General features: G+C 61.8%; 15 protein-coding genes and 1 riboswitch. Of the genes, 8 read left to right on the top strand and 7 right to left on the bottom strand.

Going from position 1 to position 18,714, the window contains the following annotated elements; genetic code table 11:
- Nucleotides 1-2: 2 nt before the first annotated feature.
- Complete coding sequence (locus A462_RS02345) at nt 3-1,880, bottom strand: O-antigen ligase family protein (RefSeq protein WP_008439137.1); 1,878 nt, start codon at nt 1,878-1,880, stop codon at nt 3-5.
- Between the two features lie 159 nt (nt 1,881-2,039).
- Between A462_RS02345 and msbA the strand changes: the two genes are divergently transcribed.
- Entirely contained in the window at nt 2,040-3,845 is a 1,806-nt protein-coding gene (gene msbA, locus A462_RS02350) for a lipid A export permease/ATP-binding protein MsbA (RefSeq protein ID WP_003209481.1), read from the top strand.
- A gap of 154 nt (nt 3,846-3,999) precedes the next feature.
- Nucleotides 4,000-5,421, top strand: coding sequence for a bifunctional D-glycero-beta-D-manno-heptose-7-phosphate kinase/D-glycero-beta-D-manno-heptose 1-phosphate adenylyltransferase HldE (gene hldE / locus A462_RS02355; protein WP_003209486.1), 1,422 nt, complete (start codon nt 4,000-4,002; stop codon nt 5,419-5,421).
- Nucleotides 5,422-5,554: 133 nt separating this feature from the next.
- On the opposite strand, the gene A462_RS02360 is transcribed toward hldE, so the two are convergent.
- The 4 genes from A462_RS02360 to A462_RS02375 form a co-directional block, all read right to left on the bottom strand.
- The gene (locus tag A462_RS02360) at nt 5,555-6,523 is read right to left on the bottom strand and encodes a hypothetical protein (RefSeq protein WP_008439131.1); all 969 of its coding nucleotides are present in this window, start codon (nt 6,521-6,523) and stop codon (nt 5,555-5,557) included.
- A gap of 41 nt (nt 6,524-6,564) precedes the next feature.
- Entirely contained in the window at nt 6,565-7,377 is an 813-nt protein-coding gene (locus A462_RS02365) for an aldo/keto reductase (RefSeq protein WP_003209490.1), read from the bottom strand.
- Nucleotides 7,374-8,549 (bottom strand): NAD(P)/FAD-dependent oxidoreductase, encoded by a 1,176-nt coding sequence (locus A462_RS02370; RefSeq protein WP_008439128.1) that lies wholly within the window; start codon nt 8,547-8,549, stop codon nt 7,374-7,376. Before A462_RS02370 ends, A462_RS02365 begins: the two co-directional genes overlap by 4 nt.
- 153 nt (nt 8,550-8,702) lie before the next feature.
- On the bottom strand, nt 8,703-9,038 hold the full coding sequence (locus A462_RS02375; RefSeq protein ID WP_003209492.1) for a DMT family transporter: 336 nt from the start codon (nt 9,036-9,038) through the stop codon (nt 8,703-8,705).
- A gap of 102 nt (nt 9,039-9,140) precedes the next feature.
- Here A462_RS02375 and A462_RS02380 point away from each other — a divergent pair, with 102 nt between their 5' ends.
- A complete protein-coding gene (locus A462_RS02380; RefSeq protein ID WP_008439125.1) occupies nt 9,141-10,031 on the top strand; it encodes a LysR family transcriptional regulator in 891 nt (296 codons plus the stop codon).
- 23 nt (nt 10,032-10,054) lie between these two features.
- Complete coding sequence (gene waaA / locus A462_RS02385) at nt 10,055-11,332, top strand: lipid IV(A) 3-deoxy-D-manno-octulosonic acid transferase (protein ID WP_008439124.1); 1,278 nt, start codon at nt 10,055-10,057, stop codon at nt 11,330-11,332.
- A 122-nt stretch (nt 11,333-11,454) separates the two neighbouring features.
- Here waaA and A462_RS02390 read toward each other — a convergent pair whose 3' ends face one another.
- Entirely contained in the window at nt 11,455-12,894 is a 1,440-nt protein-coding gene (locus A462_RS02390) for a TolC family outer membrane protein (protein ID WP_008439123.1), read from the bottom strand.
- Nucleotides 12,895-13,090: 196 nt separating this feature from the next.
- Nucleotides 13,091-13,196, top strand: a riboswitch (TPP riboswitch).
- Between the two features lie 145 nt (nt 13,197-13,341).
- Here A462_RS02390 and thiC point away from each other — a divergent pair.
- Together thiC and cytX are read left to right on the top strand one after the other, a co-directional pair.
- Nucleotides 13,342-15,246, top strand: a complete 1,905-nt coding sequence (thiC, locus tag A462_RS02395) for a phosphomethylpyrimidine synthase ThiC (RefSeq protein ID WP_008439122.1) — start codon at nt 13,342-13,344, stop codon at nt 15,244-15,246.
- A 189-nt stretch (nt 15,247-15,435) separates the two neighbouring features.
- The gene (gene cytX / locus A462_RS02400) at nt 15,436-16,725 is read left to right on the top strand and encodes a putative hydroxymethylpyrimidine transporter CytX (protein ID WP_008439121.1); all 1,290 of its coding nucleotides are present in this window, start codon (nt 15,436-15,438) and stop codon (nt 16,723-16,725) included.
- Here cytX and A462_RS02405 read toward each other — a convergent pair.
- On the bottom strand, nt 16,694-17,440 hold the full coding sequence (locus A462_RS02405; RefSeq protein ID WP_003209503.1) for an RsiV family protein: 747 nt from the start codon (nt 17,438-17,440) through the stop codon (nt 16,694-16,696). The genes cytX and A462_RS02405 overlap by 32 nt on opposite strands.
- 211 nt (nt 17,441-17,651) lie before the next feature.
- On the opposite strand from A462_RS02405, the gene A462_RS02410 reads away from it, so the two are divergent.
- Nucleotides 17,652-18,269 carry an NUDIX domain-containing protein gene (locus tag A462_RS02410; RefSeq protein WP_003209505.1) on the top strand — a complete coding sequence of 206 codons (618 nt, stop codon included), beginning with the start codon at nt 17,652-17,654 and terminating at the stop codon, nt 18,267-18,269.
- The gene (locus tag A462_RS02415; protein ID WP_003209507.1) at nt 18,260-18,709 is read left to right on the top strand and encodes a DUF1249 domain-containing protein; all 450 of its coding nucleotides are present in this window, start codon (nt 18,260-18,262) and stop codon (nt 18,707-18,709) included. The genes A462_RS02410 and A462_RS02415 overlap by 10 nt, the downstream gene beginning before the upstream one ends.
- Nucleotides 18,710-18,714 lie beyond the last annotated feature (5 nt).

Raw genomic sequence — 18,714 nt, 5'->3', positions numbered from 1 at the left:
CATCACTTGGCCGGGTTCGCTACCTGCGCAACCGGACGATTGAGCCTGGACACCTGGTCACGGATCTTCGCCGTGGCGCTTGGCGATGCTGCCGAAGCGTAGCCAGCGGCGAGTTGTTCAAAGTGGGTTTCGAACAACCAGTTGCGGTCCTGGGGATAACGCTGCATGTGCCGCAGGTTGCGCTGGCGCAGGGCGTTACGCAGCGGCGATGGGTAGATGCGCATGTCTGCCACGTCAATCAGGCCGAACTCGCCATCATCCATCAAAAGTACGTTGCCCAGGTGCAGGGAGCGGAAGTACACGCCGCGCTCGTGGAGCTGGGCCATGAACCGGCCGAAACGTTCGATCAGCGATTCCCGCAGGCTGCTGTCCAGGCTTTGCAGGGCCTGGCGCAGGGTCAGGCCGGGCAGCGGCTGATAACGTACGGCGCTGCTCGCATCCTTTAACTGATAGAGATTGAGGATGACCGGTGATGGAATCCCCAATGCACGCAGTTGCTCGCTGTTGCTGGCAAAGCGCTCTGAATAGGGATTGAAGCTGCCTGAGGTGTACCAGCGACGAGGGCGGAACAGCTTGAGGAAGCTGCCATCCTCCAGGCGCAGGACCTTGGGCCCCAGGCCATCGGCTTCGATCACGTGGGCGTTGGCGCACAGCTGTTCGAAGTCTTGCGATTTCAGGCGTTGAACCGGCATGCGCAGCAGGCTGCGGCGACGCTGGGCGATGCTCAGGCCGGCGATCAGTGCCAGCGGGATCCACAGCAGGAACCAGTGCTCTTTTGGTCGCGAGAGAATGCCGCCGCCTTCGGTCAGGCCGGCACCGATGCCATAGGCCAGCAGGGAGGAGGCCAGGATGAACAATGGCTGCGCACGTTCCTTGAGGCTTTTGTACAGGCCCCAGCCGAGCATGAATATCCACGGGATGAAGCCGATGATGCCGACGTAATAGAGCACGCCGAGGGCAAAGCTGTGGGGTTCGCGCAGTTGATTGCCGTCGGCGAGTGTCAGGTACAACTCTGAGTCGTAGCTGTGGCCGATCCAGGGGTGTTCGGCAATACGCTCAAGCGACATGCTCCAGAGTTCGAAGCGGGACGAGCTGCCACGATTGGTGATCAGTTCGGGATAGAGCAGCAGCAGCGCCGCGGCCCCCAGCGCCATACAGGCGATCAGCAGGGCCGAGCGCCGATTGCGAGTGATGAAACTTAGCCAGAGCACGGCAAGGAGCAGGGCAACCAGCGGCGTTCTCGAGCCGGTGGCCATCACTGCAGCGCCCATGATTGCCAGTGCCGGAACGCTGAACCAGAGTACGTGCGCACGCTTGGTGGTCATGCATACGTACAGCCAGTAAATGCAGAAGAAACCGAATACGTGAGAGCTCAACAGCGGATTATCAAGAGCGCCACGCCCGCCGATCATTCGCGAGCCATCCGAGAGGTGGGGAGCAAAAGCCACCAGGCTGCAGGCGCTCGATATCAGCGCAATCAGCGCGGCACAGAAGAAGATCGGCTTGAACAGTTCGCTGCGGTAATGCAGCAACAGTCCTAAGCCGACAAACAACGTGAAGGTATTCGGTGGCCGCTTGAACAGGTCGGAGTCTGTCGTGGCCTCAGGGCTCCAGAGCAGGCTGGTGAGCGCCCAGCCCGAGAAAACCAGGAAGGCAATCGCCAGCGGCTCGCGCAATACCTGCTTGAATTCCGTCGGGCGCAGGCACAGCAGCAACAGTGTCGGCGCTGCGAACAGCAGGTAGTAGAACCTGTGCAGCACGTTTCGATTGGTGACGAAGAACAGCGAACTCAGGAGCAACAACAAGCCGATGGGCAGAATCCACAAACAGAGGAAGTCGAAAACGCGATTTGAGCCATAGGTAAGGCGCTTGGAGTGCATACAGAAAAGCCGTTCCAGAATAAAGAAAGCCGACCATACTAAAGTAGTGGCTATATAATGTCGTCCGTTGGATCCAACGGGGCTGCGGTTGTGCCGCGTGCAAGTACAACAGAGAAGCTGTGCTAAAGTCAGCCTCCTTTTTCAAAACCGCCGCGTGATATGACCGACTCCAGTCCGAGCGCAAGCCCTTCGAGCTTGAAAATATACTTCCGCCTGCTCAGCTACGTTAAGCCCTATGCCGGCTTGTTCGCGCTGAGTATCGTCGGCTTTCTGATTTTCGCTTCGACCCAGCCGATGCTGGGCTACATCCTCAAGTACTTTGTCGATGGCCTGTCCAACCCTGAAGCGGTGTTGTTCCCCACGGTGCCTTTCCTGCGTGACCTGCAACTGCTGCAGGCCGTGCCGTTGCTGATCATCCTGATCGCCGCGTGGCAGGGCCTCGGTTCGTTCCTGGGCAACTACCTGCTGGCCAAGGTTTCCCTGGGCCTGGTCCACGACCTGCGGGTGCAGTTGTTCAACAACCTGCTGACCCTGCCGAACCGCTATTTCGACAATCACAACTCCGGGCACCTGATCTCCCGCATCACCTTCAACGTGACCATGGTCACCGGTGCTGCGACCGATGCCATCAAGGTGGTGATTCGCGAAGGCATGACGGTGATCTTCCTGTTCGCCTCGCTGCTGTTCATGAACTGGCGGCTGACCCTGGTGATGATCGCCATCCTGCCGTTGATTGCCGTGATGGTCAGCACCGCAAGCAAGAAATTCCGCAAGCAGAGCAAGAAGATCCAGGTTGCGATGGGCGATGTGACCCACGTTGCCTCGGAAACCATCCAGGGCTACCGCGTGGTGCGCAGCTTCGGCGGTGAGGTGTATGAGCAGAAGCGCTTCCTCAAGGCCAGCCTGAGCAACACCAACAAGCAACTGCGCATGACCCGCACCGGCGCGATCTATACGCCGGCGCTGCAACTGGTGATCTACAGCGCCATGGCAGTGTTGATGTTCCTGGTCCTGTACCTTCGCGGTGATGCGTCGGCGGGTGACATGGTCGCCTACATCACGTTGGCCGGCCTGTTGCCCAAGCCAATCCGCCAGCTGTCCGAAGTCAGCTCGACCATCCAGAAAGGCGTGGCCGGTGCCGAAAGTATTTTCGAGCAGTTGGACGAAGACGTGGAAATCGATCGCGGCACCATCGAGCGCGACAAGGTCAGCGGCCGCCTGGAAGTGCGCAACCTGAACTTCACCTACCCGGGCACCGAGCGCCATGTGCTCAAGGACATCACCTTTACCGCAGAGCCCGGGCAGATGGTTGCCCTGGTGGGGCGTTCGGGTAGCGGCAAGTCGACACTGGCCAGCCTGATCCCGCGTTTCTACCACCATGAGAGCGGTGAGATCCTGCTCGACGGCGTGGAAATCGAAGACTATCGCCTGCTCAACCTGCGTAGGCACATCGCCCAGGTGACCCAGCACGTGACCCTGTTCAGCGACACCGTGACCAACAACATCGCCTACGGTGACCTGGCTGGCGCACCGCGGGCCGATGTCGAGGCGGCAGCGGCCGATGCCTACGCCAAGGACTTCATCGACCAGTTGCCCAAGGGCTTCGACACCCAGGTCGGCGAAAACGGCGTGCTGCTGTCCGGCGGCCAGCGCCAGCGCCTGGCAATCGCCCGGGCCTTGCTCAAGAACGCGCCATTGCTGATCCTCGACGAGGCCACCTCGGCGCTGGACACCGAATCGGAGCGCCATATCCAGGCCGCCCTGGACAAGGTCATGCAAGGCCGCACGACCCTGGTGATCGCTCACCGCCTGTCGACCATCGAGAAAGCCGACCTGATCCTGGTGATGGACGATGGCCGGATAGTCGAGCGCGGTACCCACGGCGAATTGCTGGCGCAAAACGGTTACTACGCCCGCCTGCATGCCATGGGCCTGGACGCGCCGATCCCGGCCGACATCACCTGATCTGCAGGAGCCGGCTTGTCGGCGATGGCCACCGCGGTTGTACTGAAAAACCGCGGTGGCCGCATCGCCGGCAAGCTGGCTCCTACATTGCACAAGCCTTTGACAACCCTGTGGTAATATCGCGCCCCTGTTCATTTTGTATGTGGGTTGCTCCATGAAGTTGTCCATGCCGCGATTCGATCAAGCCCCTGTCTTGGTGGTCGGCGATGTCATGCTCGACCGTTACTGGCATGGCGGTACCTCACGGATTTCCCCTGAGGCACCGGTACCGGTAGTCAAGGTCGAGCAAATCGAAGACCGTCCAGGTGGCGCTGCCAACGTTGCCCTCAATATTGCCGCCCTCGGCGCCCCGGCATCCCTCGTGGGTGTGACCGGCGACGACGAGGCTGCCGACAGCCTGGCCAACAGCCTGAAGGGTGCGGGTGTGCGTGCGCTGTTCCAGCGCATTCCCCACCAGCCGACCATCGTCAAGCTGCGGGTCATGAGTCGGCACCAGCAATTGCTGCGTATCGATTTTGAAGAACCCTTCGCCACCGACGCCCTGGTGCTCAGCGCCCAGGTCGACGAGATGCTCGAAGGCATCAAGGTGCTGGTGCTGTCCGACTACGGGAAAGGCGCCTTGAAAAACCATCAGGTACTGATCCAGGCCGCCAAGGCCCGGGGCATTCCGGTGCTGGCAGATCCCAAGGGCAAGGACTTCTCGATTTATCGGGGCGCCAGCCTGATCACGCCGAACCTCAGCGAATTTGAAACCATCGTCGGCGGTTGCGTCGATGAGCACGAGCTGGTGACCAAGGGCGCCCAACTCATGGCCGACCTCGACCTGGGTGCCTTGCTGGTGACCCGTGGCGAACACGGCATGACCTTGCTGCGTCCTGATCACCCGGCCATGCACCTGCCGGCGCGGGCCCGTGAAGTGTTCGACGTGACCGGTGCCGGTGACACCGTGATTTCCACCCTGGCCGCGGCAATTGCGGCGGGCGAGGAATTGCCCCATGCGGTGGCCCTGGCCAACCTGGCAGCAGGTATCGTGGTCGGCAAGCTCGGTACGGCGGCCATCAGTGCCCCTGAGCTGCGCCGCGCCATCCAGCGATCCGAAGGCTCGGAGCGCGGCGTGTTGAGCCTTGAGCAACTGTTGCTGGCGATTGACGATGCCCGTGCCCATAACGAGAGCATTGTCTTCACCAACGGTTGCTTCGACATCCTCCACGCCGGTCACGTGACCTATCTGGAGCAGGCGCGGGCCCAGGGCGATCGCTTGATCGTGGCAGTCAACGATGATGCGTCGGTCAGCCGCCTCAAGGGGCCAGGCCGGCCGATCAACAGTGTCGACCGTCGCATGGCGGTGCTGGCAGGTTTGGGGGCGGTGGACTGGGTGATCAGCTTTGCCGAGGCGACCCCGGAAAACCTGCTGGCCCAGGTCAAGCCGGACGTGCTGGTCAAGGGCGGTGATTATTCCGTCGACCAGGTGGTGGGTGCCGATATCGTCAGTGCCTACGGTGGCAAGGTCAAAGTGCTGGGGTTGGTGGAAAACAGCTCGACCACGGCGATTGTCGAGAAGATCCGCAATAACTGATGGTGGGAGCGGGTTCGTGTGGGAGCGGGCTTGCTCGCGAAAGCGGTGGGTCAGCTGGCAGATGCAGTGACTGATACACCGCCTTCGCGAGCAAGCCCGCTCCCACATTTGACTGCCGCGACCTGACGTCCGGTTACCGGTTGGCTTTTTTCTTCGGCACGATCTTGCGCAAGATCTGCCGCGCCTTACCCGTCAAGCGCTTCAATTTCGATTCTTTCTCCGGCGCACTCAGCCCTTGCTGGCGCAGCCAGTCCTTCCAGCGGATCCGCTCATCCCGCACGATCCAGCCTTCCTGCTGGGCAAAGCTTTCAGCCAGATACAACCCTCGCGTACTCGCCGGATACAGCTGATCCTTCTTCAAGGTATACAGCTCCGCACACGGCTGCCCGTCCTTCAGCGGCATCAGGTACAGGTCCGGGCGCTGGCGGTCCAGGCGGGCCACCAATTGGTCGCCCTCCAGGCGCTCGTCCACATGAAACAGGCTCAGGGACTTCGCCTCCTTGGGCACTTCCAGGCGCAAGTCATAAATCAACTGCAGCGAAGCCGTGGGCAGGTGCACGTAGGCGCGTGGCCGTTCAATCAATTGCATGGTGGCGCAGCGCACCGGGCGCGCGGCCCCGGACAGCGGTGAGAGACGGAACGGCAACGCTTCGCGGTAGTGCAGGGCCGACGAGTAGGGCGCCGGCAGCCAGGTGTCATTGAAACGACCGCCCAGCCAGCCTTCCGGGGTTTCCAGCAGGCATTCCTCGGCGATTTCCTGGATGGCGGTGTGCAGTGGCAGGTTCAGTTCGTGGGCCGGCACATAGCCGGAGATCAGCTTGAGCACGACGTCGCCACGGTCTTGTCGGCGCTGGCGCACCAGCACCCAGTAATCGCGGTTCTGCCAGTGCAGCGTCAGGCGCACCGAGACCCCAAGGTTGGCCAGCTCCAGCACGAAACGCTCGGTGTCTTTCACCTCCACCGGCTTGCGCCGTTGCAGGGTCTGGGCGAAGTTGAGCGGCATGCCGACGCTCTGGTAGCTCAAGCCTTCGGGGGTTGCTTCGACGTGCAGCGGCAGTGTCTTGAAGTTGCTGGGGTTCTTTCTTATGAGCGTTCGCGGCATGTCGGCTCCTTCTTGCGTCGGGGTCGGCCGCGTCGGCGGCATCAGAGTTGGCGAATGACCTTGGCAGCGGTCGCCACGTTGTGGGCGAGGTGCAGCGGATTAATGGTCCCGACAATAGCACTGGCAACGCCAGTTTGCGCAAACAACAGCATGAAACTGGCGTGAATTGGATCCACTCCGGATTCCAGGCAGACATGGCCACTGGCTAGTGCCTTTTTCACCAGGATGCCCTTGCCGTGTGCGGCGGCATAATCAATGACGGCTTTCTCGGCCTGTTCGTTCAAATTGTAGGTGACCATGGCGCAATCACCTTGTTCCAGAGCCTTTACGCCGCCCTCGACGGTTTTGCCGGAGAAGCCGAAACCACGGATCTTGCCCTCGCGCTTGAGGTCTTCCAGGGTCTGGTAAACCTCGCAATCATTGAGGATATGCAGGTCGTTGCCGTCGGAGTGCACCAGCACCAGGTCGATAAAATCCGTTTCCAGTCGTTTCAGGCTGCGCTCCACCGAAAGTCGGGTGTGGGCTGCGCTGAAGTCGTGATGGGATACGCCTTCGGCAAACTCTTCGCCCACCTTGCTGACAATTACCCATTCCTGGCGCTGGCCGCGCAACAGCGGGCCCAGGCGTTCTTCGCTGCGGCCATAGGCGGGCGCAGTGTCGATCAGGTTGATGCCCAATTGCCGGGCCTGGCGTAACAGCATCCGCGCCGCATCGTCATCGGGAATCTGGAAGCCACTGGGGTATTTCACCCCTTGGTCGCGGCCCAGCTTGACGGTGCCCAGGCCCAGCGGCGAGACCAGCAGGCCGGTGCTGCCCAGTGGGCGGTGGAGGTCGTGCAGAGTCGGCAGGGTCATGGCAGCAGTTGCTCCCAGGCAGGTTGGGCGATGGCGGGTTTCGGCAGCTCGGGTAGTTTTTCGGTAGTTCCGGGCTTGATGCCGTCACGTTCCAGTGCGTTGATCACTCGATCGGCGAAATCCGGTGCCAATGCCAGCTTGGTCGGCCAGCCCACCAACAGGCGATCCTGTTCGGCGAGGAACGCGTTGTCCGGGCGGGTCAGGCCTGACTGCAATGGTTCGGCGCGGTCGACGCGCAAGGTGGCCCATTGGGTCTGGCTCATGTCGATCCAGGGCAGCAACTGCCCCAGCTCTTTTTGGGCGGTGGCGATCTGTTGCTCCGGGGTACGGGCCACACCTTCGGCTTCGGCGATATCGCCGCCCAGGTACCACACCCAATTGCCGTCGGCGGCGGGATGCGTGGTCACGGTAATGCGCGGCTTGGTGCCGCCCCCCAGGCAGTGGGCGTACAGCGGCTTCAGGCCGGGGCCCTTGGCGATGATCATGTGCAGCGGTCGGCGTTGCATGGCGGGCTGGCTCAGGCCCAGGGCGCCGAGCAGGTCAGCGGTGCCGCCGCCGGCGCTGACGACGATACGCTGGGCGCGGATCTCACGGCCATCGACCTTCAGGCCGACCAGTGTGCCTTGTTCCAGCAAGGGTTCGATCTGTTTGCCCGCGAGCAAACCGTCGCCGGCCAATTGCGCCAGGCGTTCGATAAGGCTTGGGACGTCGATCACCAGTTCGGCCAGGCGATAGACCTTGCCCTTGAAGCGGCGATCTTGCAGGGCCGGTGGCAGGTCATCGCCCTTCACTTGATCCACGCGGCCACGCACGGCCTTGCTCGCGAAGAAACTGGTGAGGTTGCCGGCGATGGTGCCCGGCGACCACAAATAGTGGGCTTCGGACAGCAGGCGCACACCGGAGAGATCCAGTTCACCGTTGCCCGCCAGGGCTTCGCGCCAGCGGCGGGGCATGTCGGCGATGGCTTCGGAGGCACCGGTCAGGGCGCCGTGCAGTGCATATTTGGCGCCGCCGTGGATGATCCCCTGGGACTTCACGCTTTGCCCGCCACCCAGGGTGGCGCTTTCCACCAATACCGTGGAAAAGCCCTGGCGGCGCAGGCGCGCATTGAGCCAGAGGCCGGCAACCCCGGCGCCGACAATCAGAACGTCGGTGGAAATAACGGATGGCATGCAGCGACCTCAGTGTTCAAGACAGGCTGCGCAGTATACAGGCTCATGAAGTGAATCTTCGCCCCAACGCTCCCGGATGACAGACGCACCGCGGGAGCTGTCGAGTGGAACGAGGCTGCGAGTTTCGGCCTCAATTGAATCTCACGTAAACGCTCAGTGCCCGGCCGTTTTCGAGAACAACTGAATCACCACCACGCCCAGCACAATCAGGCCCATGCCCAGCATCGCCGGGATATCCAGTTTCTGCCCGTAGATAAACAGCGCGGCGATGCTGACCATCACGATGCCCATCCCGGCCCACACTGCATACGCGACACCCACCGGCACGGTGCGCACCACCAGCGTGAGCATCCAGAAGGCCACGCCGTAGCCGACGATCACCAGCAACAACGGGATTGGCGTGCTGAAACCCTTGATCGCTTTCATGGAAACGGTGGCGATCACTTCCGAGCAGATGGCAATGGCCAAGTAATAGTAGGCGGCGTTCATGGGTAAATCCTCGGTACGGGGTCGCTTGATAAGGTCGGCATTTTAGAGACTTGTCAGATGCGGTAAAGTCATTACCTATCCGAATTGAAGATGGGTTGAGCCATGAGCGTGCAGTGGAGTCTTGAGCAAATGCGCCTGTTTGTCAGCGTCGCCGAGCAGCGTTCATTTTCGGCGGTGGCGCGGGACCAGCGTCGGGCGCAATCGGCGGTCAGCAATGGGATTGCCCTGTTGGAGGCGGACCTGGGCGTATCCCTGTTTGATCGCAGCAGCGGCCGCCAGCCCCGTTTGACCGAGGCGGGCACGGCACTGCTCGAGGAGGCGCGGGAAGTCTTGCGCCAGTGCGAGCGCCTGAATGGCCGTGCCTTGTCATTGATGCGCGGTGAAGAGGCGCGCCTGCGCCTGGCCCAGGATGAAGCCATGCTCTATCAGCCGGTGCTCGATAGCCTCGAAGCGCTGGCGGGAAAATTTCCCAGCCTGGAAGTGCAGTTGTCCAGCGCCGCCCAAGGCGATGTCGCGCGCAAGCTGGTGGAGCGCAAGGCGGATCTGGGCCTGCTGTTCTATCACGATCAGATCCCCGAAGCGTTGGAGCGCCGCGTGCTGGGCAGTGTGGAGATGGTGACCGTGTGCGGTATCGGGCATCCCATGGCCAAGGAACAGTTCGTGGATTGCCAGCGCCTGGCGCAGTTTCGCCAATTGCTGATGGCGACCCAGACCAGCGTGTATCCCGGCAGCGAGGCCGCCAGCCCGCAAGTGTGGCGGGCTGACAGTTTCTACGTGCTGGCCGAATGGCTGGCGCGCGGCCTGGGTTGGGCCTGGTTGCCGCGGCATGTGGTGCAGTATCCGGCCTATCAGAACCAGATGGTCGAACTGAACAGCGAATGGACCCCGCCGGCGCTGGTGGTGGAGCTGGTCTGGCGTCGCGACGAGCCCCTCGGCCCGGCCGCGCGTTTCCTCGCCGAACGTTTTGCCGAGTGCTTGCAGGCGATCGACTGAAAAAGCCGATAAACTCCGCCGCCATGAATAGAACTCTCTACAGCTGTCTGTTTTACCTGGCGCTGCCGTTGGTAGCTTTACGTCTGTGGCTGCGAGCCCGCAAAGCGCCTGCTTACGCGAAGCGCGTGGGAGAACGCTTCTCCTGGGGCTTGCCGGTGATGCAACCCGGCGGGATTTGGGTGCATGCGGTGTCGGTGGGCGAAAGCATCGCCGCTGCGCCGATGATTCGCGGGCTGCTGGAACGTTATCCACAGCTGCCGATCACCGTCACCTGCATGACGCCCACCGGTTTCGAGCGCATCCAGGCGTTGTTCGCCAACGAGCCGCGCATCCAGCACTGCTACCTGCCGTACGATTTGCCCTGTGCGGCCAAGCGTTTTCTCGATCGCGTGCAGCCGAAACTGGCGGTGATCATGGAGACCGAACTGTGGCCCAACCATATTCACCAGTGCGCCAAACGCGGGATTCCCGTGGCATTGGCCAACGCGCGGCTGTCGGCTCGCTCGGCCAAGGGCTACGGGCGTTTCGCCAGGCTGACCGCGCCGATGCTGGCGGAAATGAGCCTGTTCGCCGTCCAGACCGAAACCGAGGCCGAGCGTTTTCGCAGCCTGGGTGCACGGCCCGAGACTGTCGAAGTCACCGGCTCGATCAAGTTCGACCTGGCCATCGACCCGCAACTGCTGGCGCTCGCCGCCGCGTTGCGTGAACAGTGGCACGCCAGTGAACGCCCGGTGTGGATCGCCGCCAGCACCCACGAAGGCGAAGACGAAGTGGTGCTCGCTGCCCATCGCCAGTTGCTTGCCAGTTATCCCAATGCGTTGCTGATCCTGGTGCCGCGCCATCAGGAGCGCTTCAACCCGATGTTCGAGCTGTGCCAGCAACAGGGTTTCGCCACGGTGCGTCGCTCCAGCGGCGAGGCGGTGACGGCGCAAACCTCGGTGCTGCTGGGCGACACCATGGGCGAGTTGCTGTTTCTGTATGCCCTGGCCGACAGCGCTTTTGTCGGCGGTAGCCTGGTTGCCACGGGCGGGCATAACCCGTTGGAGCCGGCGGCCTTGGCCAAGCCGGTGATCTGCGGGCCCCACGTGTTCAACTTCCTGGAAATCAGCGCAATGATGCGCGACGCCGGCGCGTTGCAGGAAGTGGACGATGCCGAGGGTTTGGCGGTGGCGGTGCAGCGTTTGTTCGAGCTGCCGCAGGACGCGCAGAAGATGGGGCAGGCGGGGCTGGCGGTGATGCGCGCCAATCAGGGGGCGTTGAAGCGTTTGCTGGACGGATTGGGCAGACTGCTTAACGTCTAACAACACAAATCAAATGTGGGAGCGGGCTTGCTCGCGAATGCGCAGTGTCAGTCAGCGAATAAGTCGACTGATACACCGCTTTCGCGAGCAAGCCCGCTCCCACATTGGGTTAACGGGCGGTCTTAGTAACCCGGGTTAGCCTTCAGCTGCGCCGCGGCGGCCTTGGCCAGGTCCGGCGGCAGGAAGTCCTTGTCCGGGTTGTAGTCGGCCTTCAGGTAACGCGCCAGATCCTGCAAGTCCCCCGGGTTCAACGTGCCCGCCGCCTGCTTCAAGCGCAGGTTGTCGAGGATGTAGTCGTAGCGGCTGTTGTTGTAGTTGCGCACCGAGGTGTACAGCTGGCGCTGGGCGTCCAGCACATCGACGATATTGCGCGTGCCCACCTGGTAACCGATTTCCGTGGCTTCCACCGCGCTCTGGTTGGAGATGATCGACTGACGGCGCGCCTGTACCTGCTCCACATCGGTGTTCACCGCGCGGTGCAGGTTGCGGGTGTTTTCCACCACCTGGCGACGCAGGCCTTCGCGTTGCTGCTCGGTCTGGCCCAGGCGGGAATAGGATTCGCGCACTTGCGAGCTGGTCAGGCCGCCGCTGTACAGCGGGATGCTCAACTGCAAGCCTACGGTGCGTTGCGACACGTCACCGTGATACGGCTGGCCAAAGGCGCTCGGGTTGCTGAAGCCCAGGGCGTCGTTGTCACCTTTTTCATATTGCGCCACGGCATCCAGCGTCGGCGCGTGGCCGGCCTTGCGTTGCTTGAGGGTTTCTTCGGCGGCGGTGACGGCATAGTTGCTGGCCAGCAGGTTCAGGTTCTGGCGGCCGGCGGTTTCGACCCAGGCCTTGGCGTCGTTCGGCGACGGCGGCAGCACCGGCAGCGTGTGGACGATGCCCTGGATCGAGTTGTACTGGCGGTTGGTCAGGGTGATCAGCGCTTCGAAGGCGTCGTCCACCTGGCGCTGGGCCAGGATGCGATTGGCCCGTGCGGTGTCGTAGCTGGCCTGGGATTGCAGCACGTCGGTCTTGTCCGACAGGCCGACGTCAAAGCGTTCGTTGGACTGGTCCAGTTGGCGCTTGAACGCGGCTTCTTCGGCCTTGGTGGACGCCAGGTTGTCCTGGGCCCGCAGCACGGCGAAGTAGTTTTCGGCGCTTTGCAGGATCAGGTTCTGTTCGGTGGCCGAGAGTTGCAGCGCGGCCTGCTCGTTGACGGCTTCAGCGGCTTGCAGCTGGAACCAGCGATCAGCGCGGAACAGCGGCTGGCTCAAGGTCGCGCGCCAGGAATGGGCGTCGCGGTTGACCGTGGCGGCGGGCTGGTCCAGCTGGGTGCGCACATTGTTGATGTCGGCACCGGCCGACAGGTTCGGCAGCAACCCGGCGCGGGCCTGGGGCACCACTTCTTTCTGCGCGCCGTATTGGGCGCGGGCGGCGGCCAGGTCGGCGTTGTTGTCCACCGCTTCCTGGTAGACGCTGACCAGGTCGGTTTTGGTCGTCAGGGGCGCTTCAGCTGCCCAGACCAGTCCGTTGGTCGCACAAGACACGGCGAGAGCCAGTGAAAGTTTGCGCAGCATGAGGCGATCCCTAGAGTAAATATTACGGCGATAATTTGGAGCCCAAGGCTAAGGCGGCCCATTCCTGGCGTCAAGACCTCAAGCAGTCACCGAGTGTAGTGGCGCTATCACGGCACAACAATCCTGTAATTACGCCATTCATCACGATGAATGCACCGCCGTTGGCAATTTGCCTGCTCCATGGTCTAGACTGGCCGCGTTCTTGTCGGGGTGCCTTGTTGGAAGGCTGAGATCGGTAAATACCGGATCCCGTTGAACCTGATCAGGTTAGCGCCTGCGTAGGGAACAAGATTTCTCGTCACCCGGCGAGTCCTCTTGTGCTTCGTCCGGGATGTTGTTCGACAATCGAACAGCCCGTGCGCCAAGCACAGCACTGTCACAGTGCGTCCATCCGTCACAGGTTCACTCCGACAAAAATCCACCGCCTGGATAGTTGGAGAGCCCGTGATGAGCATCGAATTAAAAAGCCAAAAATCAAAAAACACCGTGCACCTGAGTGAATCGGCCAAGGTCGACTCCGGCTCCGTACAGCCTTTTACCCGCTCGCAAAAAATCTACGTCCAGGGCACCCGTCCGGATATCCGCGTGCCGATGCGCGAAGTCAGCCTCGATGTGACCCCCACCGACTTCGGCGGTGAAATCAACGCGCCTGTGGTGGTCTACGACACCTCCGGTCCGTACACCGACCCGAATGTGATCATCGACGTGCGTAAAGGCCTGGGGGATGTGCGCTCGCCGTGGATCGAATCCCGTGGCGACACCGAGCGCCTGTCGGGCTTGAGCTCGCACTTCGGCCAACAGCGCCTGAGCGATGCCGAACTGACTGCCCTGCGTTTTGCCCACGTGAAAAACCCGCGCCGTGCCAAGGCCGGGGCCAACGTCACCCAGATGCACTACGCCCGCAAAGGCATCATCACCGCCGAGATGGAATACGTCGCCATCCGCGAAAACATGAAGCTGGAAGAGGCCCGCGCCGCCGGCCTGCTGGACCAGCAACACGCCGGCCACAGCTTCGGCGCCAGCGTGCCGAAAATCATCACCCCGGAATTTGTGCGCGAAGAAATCGCCCGTGGCCGCGCGATCATCCCGGCCAACATCAACCACACCGAACTGGAACCGATGATCATCGGCCGTAACTTCCTGGTGAAGATCAACGGCAACATCGGCAACAGCGCCCTGGGTTCGTCCATCGAAGAAGAAGTGGCGAAACTGACGTGGGGCATTCGCTGGGGGTCGGACACGGTGATGGACCTGTCCACCGGCAAGCACATCCATGAAACCCGCGAGTGGATCATCCGCAACTCGCCGGTGCCGATCGGTACCGTGCCGATCTACCAGGCCCTGGAAAAAGTCGGCGGCGCCGCTGAAGACCTGACCTGGGAGCTGTTCCGCGACACCCTGATCGAACAGGCCGAGCAGGGCGTCGACTACTTCACCATCCACGCCGGCGTATTGCTGCGCTATGTACCGCTGACCGCCAAGCGCGTCACCGGCATCGTGTCCCGTGGTGGTTCGATCATGGCCAAGTGGTGCCTGGCGCACCACAAAGAGAACTTCACCTACACCCATTTCGACGAAATCTGCGAAATCATGAAGGCCTACGACGTCAGCTTCTCCCTGGGAGACGGCCTGCGCCCGGGCTCGATTGCCGACGCCAACGACGCCGCGCAATTCGGCGAGCTGGAAACCCTCGGCGAGTTGACCAAGATTGCCTGGAAGCACGACGTGCAAACCATGATCGAAGGCCCGGGCCACGTGCCGATGCAGTTGATCAAGGAGAACATGGACAAGCAGCTGGAGTGCTGCGACGAGGCGCCGTTCTACACCCTCGGTCCGCTGACCACCGACATCGCCCCGGGTTATGACCACATCACCTCGGGCATCGGGGCGGCGATGATCGGCTGGTTCGGTTGCGCGATGCTCTGCTACGTCACGCCGAAGGAGCATTTGGGGCTGCCGAACAAGGACGATGTGAAGACCGGGATCATCACCTACAAGATCGCGGCCCATGCGGCGGACTTGGCCAAGGGGCATCCGGGGGCGCAGATTCGTGACAACGCGTTGAGCAAGGCGCGCTTTGAATTCCGTTGGGAGGACCAGTTCAACCTGGGCCTGGACCCGGACACGGCGCGTTCTTACCACGATGAAACCTTGCCGAAGGACTCGGCCAAGGTCGCGCATTTCTGCTCGATGTGCGGGCCGAAATTCTGCTCGATGAAGATCACCCAGGAAGTGCGTGAGTACGCGGCCAACCAGCGCATTGAAGCGGTGGATGTGGACGTGGCCAAGGGACTGGCGGAGCAGGCGGAGCGGTTCAAGCAGGAAGGTAGCCAGCTGTACAAAAAGGTCTGAATCAGAACCTGTGGCGAGGGAGCTTGCTCCCGCTGGAGTGCGCAGCGCTCCCGGAATCTGGATCGGTGTCTTGACTGACACTCATCGGTTGCAGGTTTTGGGGCGGCTTCGCCGCCCAGCGGGAGCAAGCTCCCTCGCCCCAGGGGACTTTGCTGATTCAAATAATAGTGTCCCTCTGAGATAACACCCTTGAGCATTCAACCCAGCACCTATTCCCCAGACATCGCAGTCCCCTTGGACAAACGCGTCTTCGGCGCCCGCGATCTCTTTTCACTGTGGTTCTCCCTGGGCATCGGCCTGATGGTCCTGCAAACCGGTGCACTGTTGGCGCCGGGCCTGGGCCTCTCCGGTTCCTTACTGGCAATTTTCCTCGGCACTTTGGTCGGCGTGCTGTTGCTGGCCGCCGTCGGCGTGATCGGCAGCGATACCGGCCTGTCATCCATGGCCGCCCTGAAACTCAGCCTCGGCACCAAGGGCGCAAGCCTGCCGGCGCTGCTGAACCTGCTGCAGCTGATCGGCTGGGGCTCATTCGAAATCATCGTGATGCGCGACGCCGCCAGCCTGTTGGGCGCCCGCGCGTTCAGCGAAGGCAGCCTGCTGACCAGCCCATTGTTCTGGACCCTGGTATTCGGCGCCCTCGCGACCTTGCTTGCCGTCAGCGGTCCGCTGACCTTCGTGCGGCAGATCCTGCGCAAGTGGGGCATCTGGCTGCTGCTGGCCGCCTGCCTGTGGCTGACCTGGAACCTGTTTGCCAAGGCCGACCTGGCCACTCTCTGGGCCCAGGCTGGTGACGGTTCGATGCCGTTTGCCGTTGGCTTCGATATCGCGATTGCCATGCCGCTGTCCTGGCTGCCACTGATTGCCGACTACTCACGTTTCGGCAAACGCGCGAAAAACGTGTTCGGCGGCACGGCACTGGGTTTCTTCATCGGTAACTTCTGGCTGATGAGCCTTGGCGTGGCCTACACCCTGGCGTTTGCGCCGAGCGGTGAAGTGAATGCGTTGCTGCTGGCATTGGCCGGAGCCGGCCTGGGGATTCCTCTGCTGCTGATCCTGTTGGATGAATCAGAAAACGCGTTCGCCGATATTCACTCGGCGGCGGTGTCCAGCGGGATTCTGTTGCGCTTGAAAGTCGAGCACCTGGCATTGGCCATTGGCGTTATCTGCACGCTGATCGCCTGCTTTGCACCGTTGGCGCAGTACCAGAACTTCCTGCTGCTGATCGGCTCGGTGTTCGCGCCGATGTTCGGCGTGGTGCTGGTGGATCACTTCATCCTGCGCCGTCGTGGCCATGGTGTTGCCGCCAACCTGCGCTGGCCGGCACTGCTGGCGTGGCTTGGAGGGATCAGCACCTATCACTTGTTGGCGAATCTGTACCCGGATGTCGGCGCGACCCTGCCGGCGCTGGTGCTGGCAGGGCTGTTGCACTTTATCCTGGGCCGGGCCTTCAGTGGCGTGCGGGCACCAGCTCAGGCTTGATCACGCCGGTGAGGCGCGCATAGGGGATGGTCATTTCGATCAGCCCCAATGCGTACGGCGCGATGGTGGTCACGTTGTACTTGAGCACCACGCCATTGCTGGTCAGCGCCACATTCGGGGTTTTCTGGAACGGCCAGTTCTTCACGAACTCCGGGTCACGGTCCATCTGCGAGTTGATCAGCCAGTTGTTGTGGGCGACTTTCGCGGTCTTCCAGAATGCATCTTCCTGGCCCGGCAACAGCATGTCGGTCAGGCTCAGCTCTTTGTGCAGCAGGCGTGAATAGTTGATGAAGCCGCGGCCCGGCTCGCCGTGGGCGGTGCCGGTGTCCAGGTAGCTGGACACTTCGATGATCACCAGTCCGTCATGCTGCTCACGTACCTTGGCCTGCAAGTACATGCTGTTGCGGTCCGGGGACTCACGCAAGAACTTGTCGCGGTAGGCGTTCAGGGTGGCGGGCATGGCCTGGCCAGGTGAAGTGCGGGCCATCTGCAGCAGGCGCTGTTCGATGATCTGGTCCAACTGCGGCTCGGACGGGAAGTGCACGGTGTCGATGTTTACCAGCGGGCAATCCGGACTGCTGCAGCCGGGTTTGATCTGCTCGGAGGCGTCGGCGGTGGTGTCCAGCGGCTTCAGGTAGCTCGGCTGGAACAGGCTCTGGCAAGCACCCAGGGTCAAGGCGATACAGGCCACGGAGGCGATTTTTAAAAGCGACATGTGTGTCCTTCATAAATCGAGGAAAGGTGAAAATGTGGAGCTTCGACTCCCGACAAGGCAGTCAGTTCGCCACTAAGCTGATTAGAGTGAGTTTGACGCCCGCCGTCTATCCCGGCAACCGGAAAGGGGCTGCATCAAGGGGCACGAGCGCGTTAGGATGGCGCGATGTCGAGGCCGCCTCGATACCGCAAGGCAATAAACGAGGGTTGATATGACGGACACAGCGAAATCGACGCCGAGCAAGGTCGAGATTGTTCAGCGCGACAATGCCTACAAGGGCTTCTACAAACTGGATCGGCTGAAGCTGCGGCACGAGAAGTTTGATGGCGGCATGAGCCGTGAGCTCAATCGCGAAGTCTTTGTGCGTCATGACGCCGTGTGTGTACTGCCCTATGACCCGCAGCGCGATGAAGTGGTGCTGATCGAGCAGTTTCGCGTCGGCGCCATGGGGCGTACCGACAACCCGTGGCTGATCGAAATGGTCGCCGGCCTGATCGACAAGGATGAGCAACCGGAGGAGGTTGCACACCGCGAAGCCGAGGAGGAAGCTGGCCTTACATTCTCCGCACTCTGGCCGATCACCAAGTACTTTCCGTCGCCGGGTGGCAGCACCGAATTTGTCCACTTGTTCCTGGGCCGTTGCGAAAGCGCCGGGGCCGGTGGCGTCCATGGACTGGAAGAGGAAGCCGAAGATATCCGCGTCACCGTCTGGGCTTTTGAAGACGCCCTGCAGGCGGTACGTGACGGTAAAATTTCCAACGCAGCGAGCATTATTGCCCTGCAATGGCTTGCGCTTAATCGCGCGGAAGTGAGGGGGTTATGGCAGTAAAGGCACGGGAGCGATATCGGGTTGACCTGATCGGGCTGCAAGCAGCCTGCGAGGCCAACTATGCACGGCTGATGCGGCTGCTGCCGGACATGCGCCACACCCCCGAGGCGCGGCGCATTGCCGTGACCCACGGCGACCAGATGCTCGGCGTGCTGACCCTGGAAGTGATCGTGAACTGCCCGTACACCACCACTTTGCGGGTGCGTCAGGAGCACAGCCTGCCGTGGCTGCCGGTGCCGCAGCTGGAAGTGCAGGTGTACCACGACGCACGCATGGCCGAAGTGATCAGCGCCGAACATGCACGACGCTTTCGCAGCATCTATCCTTACCCCAACGTGTTCATGCACCAACCCGATGAGAAAGCACAGCTCAATGTGTTCCTCGGTGAATGGTTGAGTCACTGCCTGGCCCTGGGCCACGAGTTCGAAGTCGTTCGATAGATGTG

Source organism: Pseudomonas sp. Ag1, assembly GCF_000278565.1.
In the GTDB taxonomy this organism is placed as follows: Bacteria; Pseudomonadota; Gammaproteobacteria; order Pseudomonadales; family Pseudomonadaceae; genus Aquipseudomonas.
Note: the sequence above shows the minus strand (reverse complement) of the source record. Positions and strands in the feature narration are given on the sequence as shown.

Bases quoted from the DNA above. Each gene is read 5' to 3' on its own strand.
- msbA (WP_003209481.1), top strand. From the start codon at position 2,040: ATGACCGACTCCAGTCCGAGCGCAAGCCCTTCGAGCTTGAAAATATAC.
- thiC (WP_008439122.1), top strand. From the start codon at position 13,342: ATGAGCATCGAATTAAAAAGCCAAAAATCAAAAAACACCGTGCACCTG.
- A462_RS02345 (WP_008439137.1), bottom strand. From the start codon at position 1,880: ATGCACTCCAAGCGCCTTACCTATGGCTCAAATCGCGTTTTCGACTTC.
- waaA (WP_008439124.1), top strand. From the start codon at position 10,055: ATGAATAGAACTCTCTACAGCTGTCTGTTTTACCTGGCGCTGCCGTTG.
- A462_RS02415 (WP_003209507.1), top strand. From the start codon at position 18,260: ATGGCAGTAAAGGCACGGGAGCGATATCGGGTTGACCTGATCGGGCTG.
- A462_RS02405 (WP_003209503.1), bottom strand. From the start codon at position 17,440: ATGTCGCTTTTAAAAATCGCCTCCGTGGCCTGTATCGCCTTGACCCTG.
- A462_RS02375 (WP_003209492.1), bottom strand. From the start codon at position 9,038: ATGAACGCCGCCTACTATTACTTGGCCATTGCCATCTGCTCGGAAGTG.
- A462_RS02365 (WP_003209490.1), bottom strand. From the start codon at position 7,377: ATGACCCTGCCGACTCTGCACGACCTCCACCGCCCACTGGGCAGCACC.
- A462_RS02360 (WP_008439131.1), bottom strand. From the start codon at position 6,523: ATGCCGCGAACGCTCATAAGAAAGAACCCCAGCAACTTCAAGACACTG.
- A462_RS02370 (WP_008439128.1), bottom strand. From the start codon at position 8,549: ATGCCATCCGTTATTTCCACCGACGTTCTGATTGTCGGCGCCGGGGTT.
- A462_RS02410 (WP_003209505.1), top strand. From the start codon at position 17,652: ATGACGGACACAGCGAAATCGACGCCGAGCAAGGTCGAGATTGTTCAG.
- A462_RS02380 (WP_008439125.1), top strand. From the start codon at position 9,141: ATGAGCGTGCAGTGGAGTCTTGAGCAAATGCGCCTGTTTGTCAGCGTC.
- hldE (WP_003209486.1), top strand. From the start codon at position 4,000: ATGAAGTTGTCCATGCCGCGATTCGATCAAGCCCCTGTCTTGGTGGTC.
- A462_RS02390 (WP_008439123.1), bottom strand. From the start codon at position 12,894: ATGCTGCGCAAACTTTCACTGGCTCTCGCCGTGTCTTGTGCGACCAAC.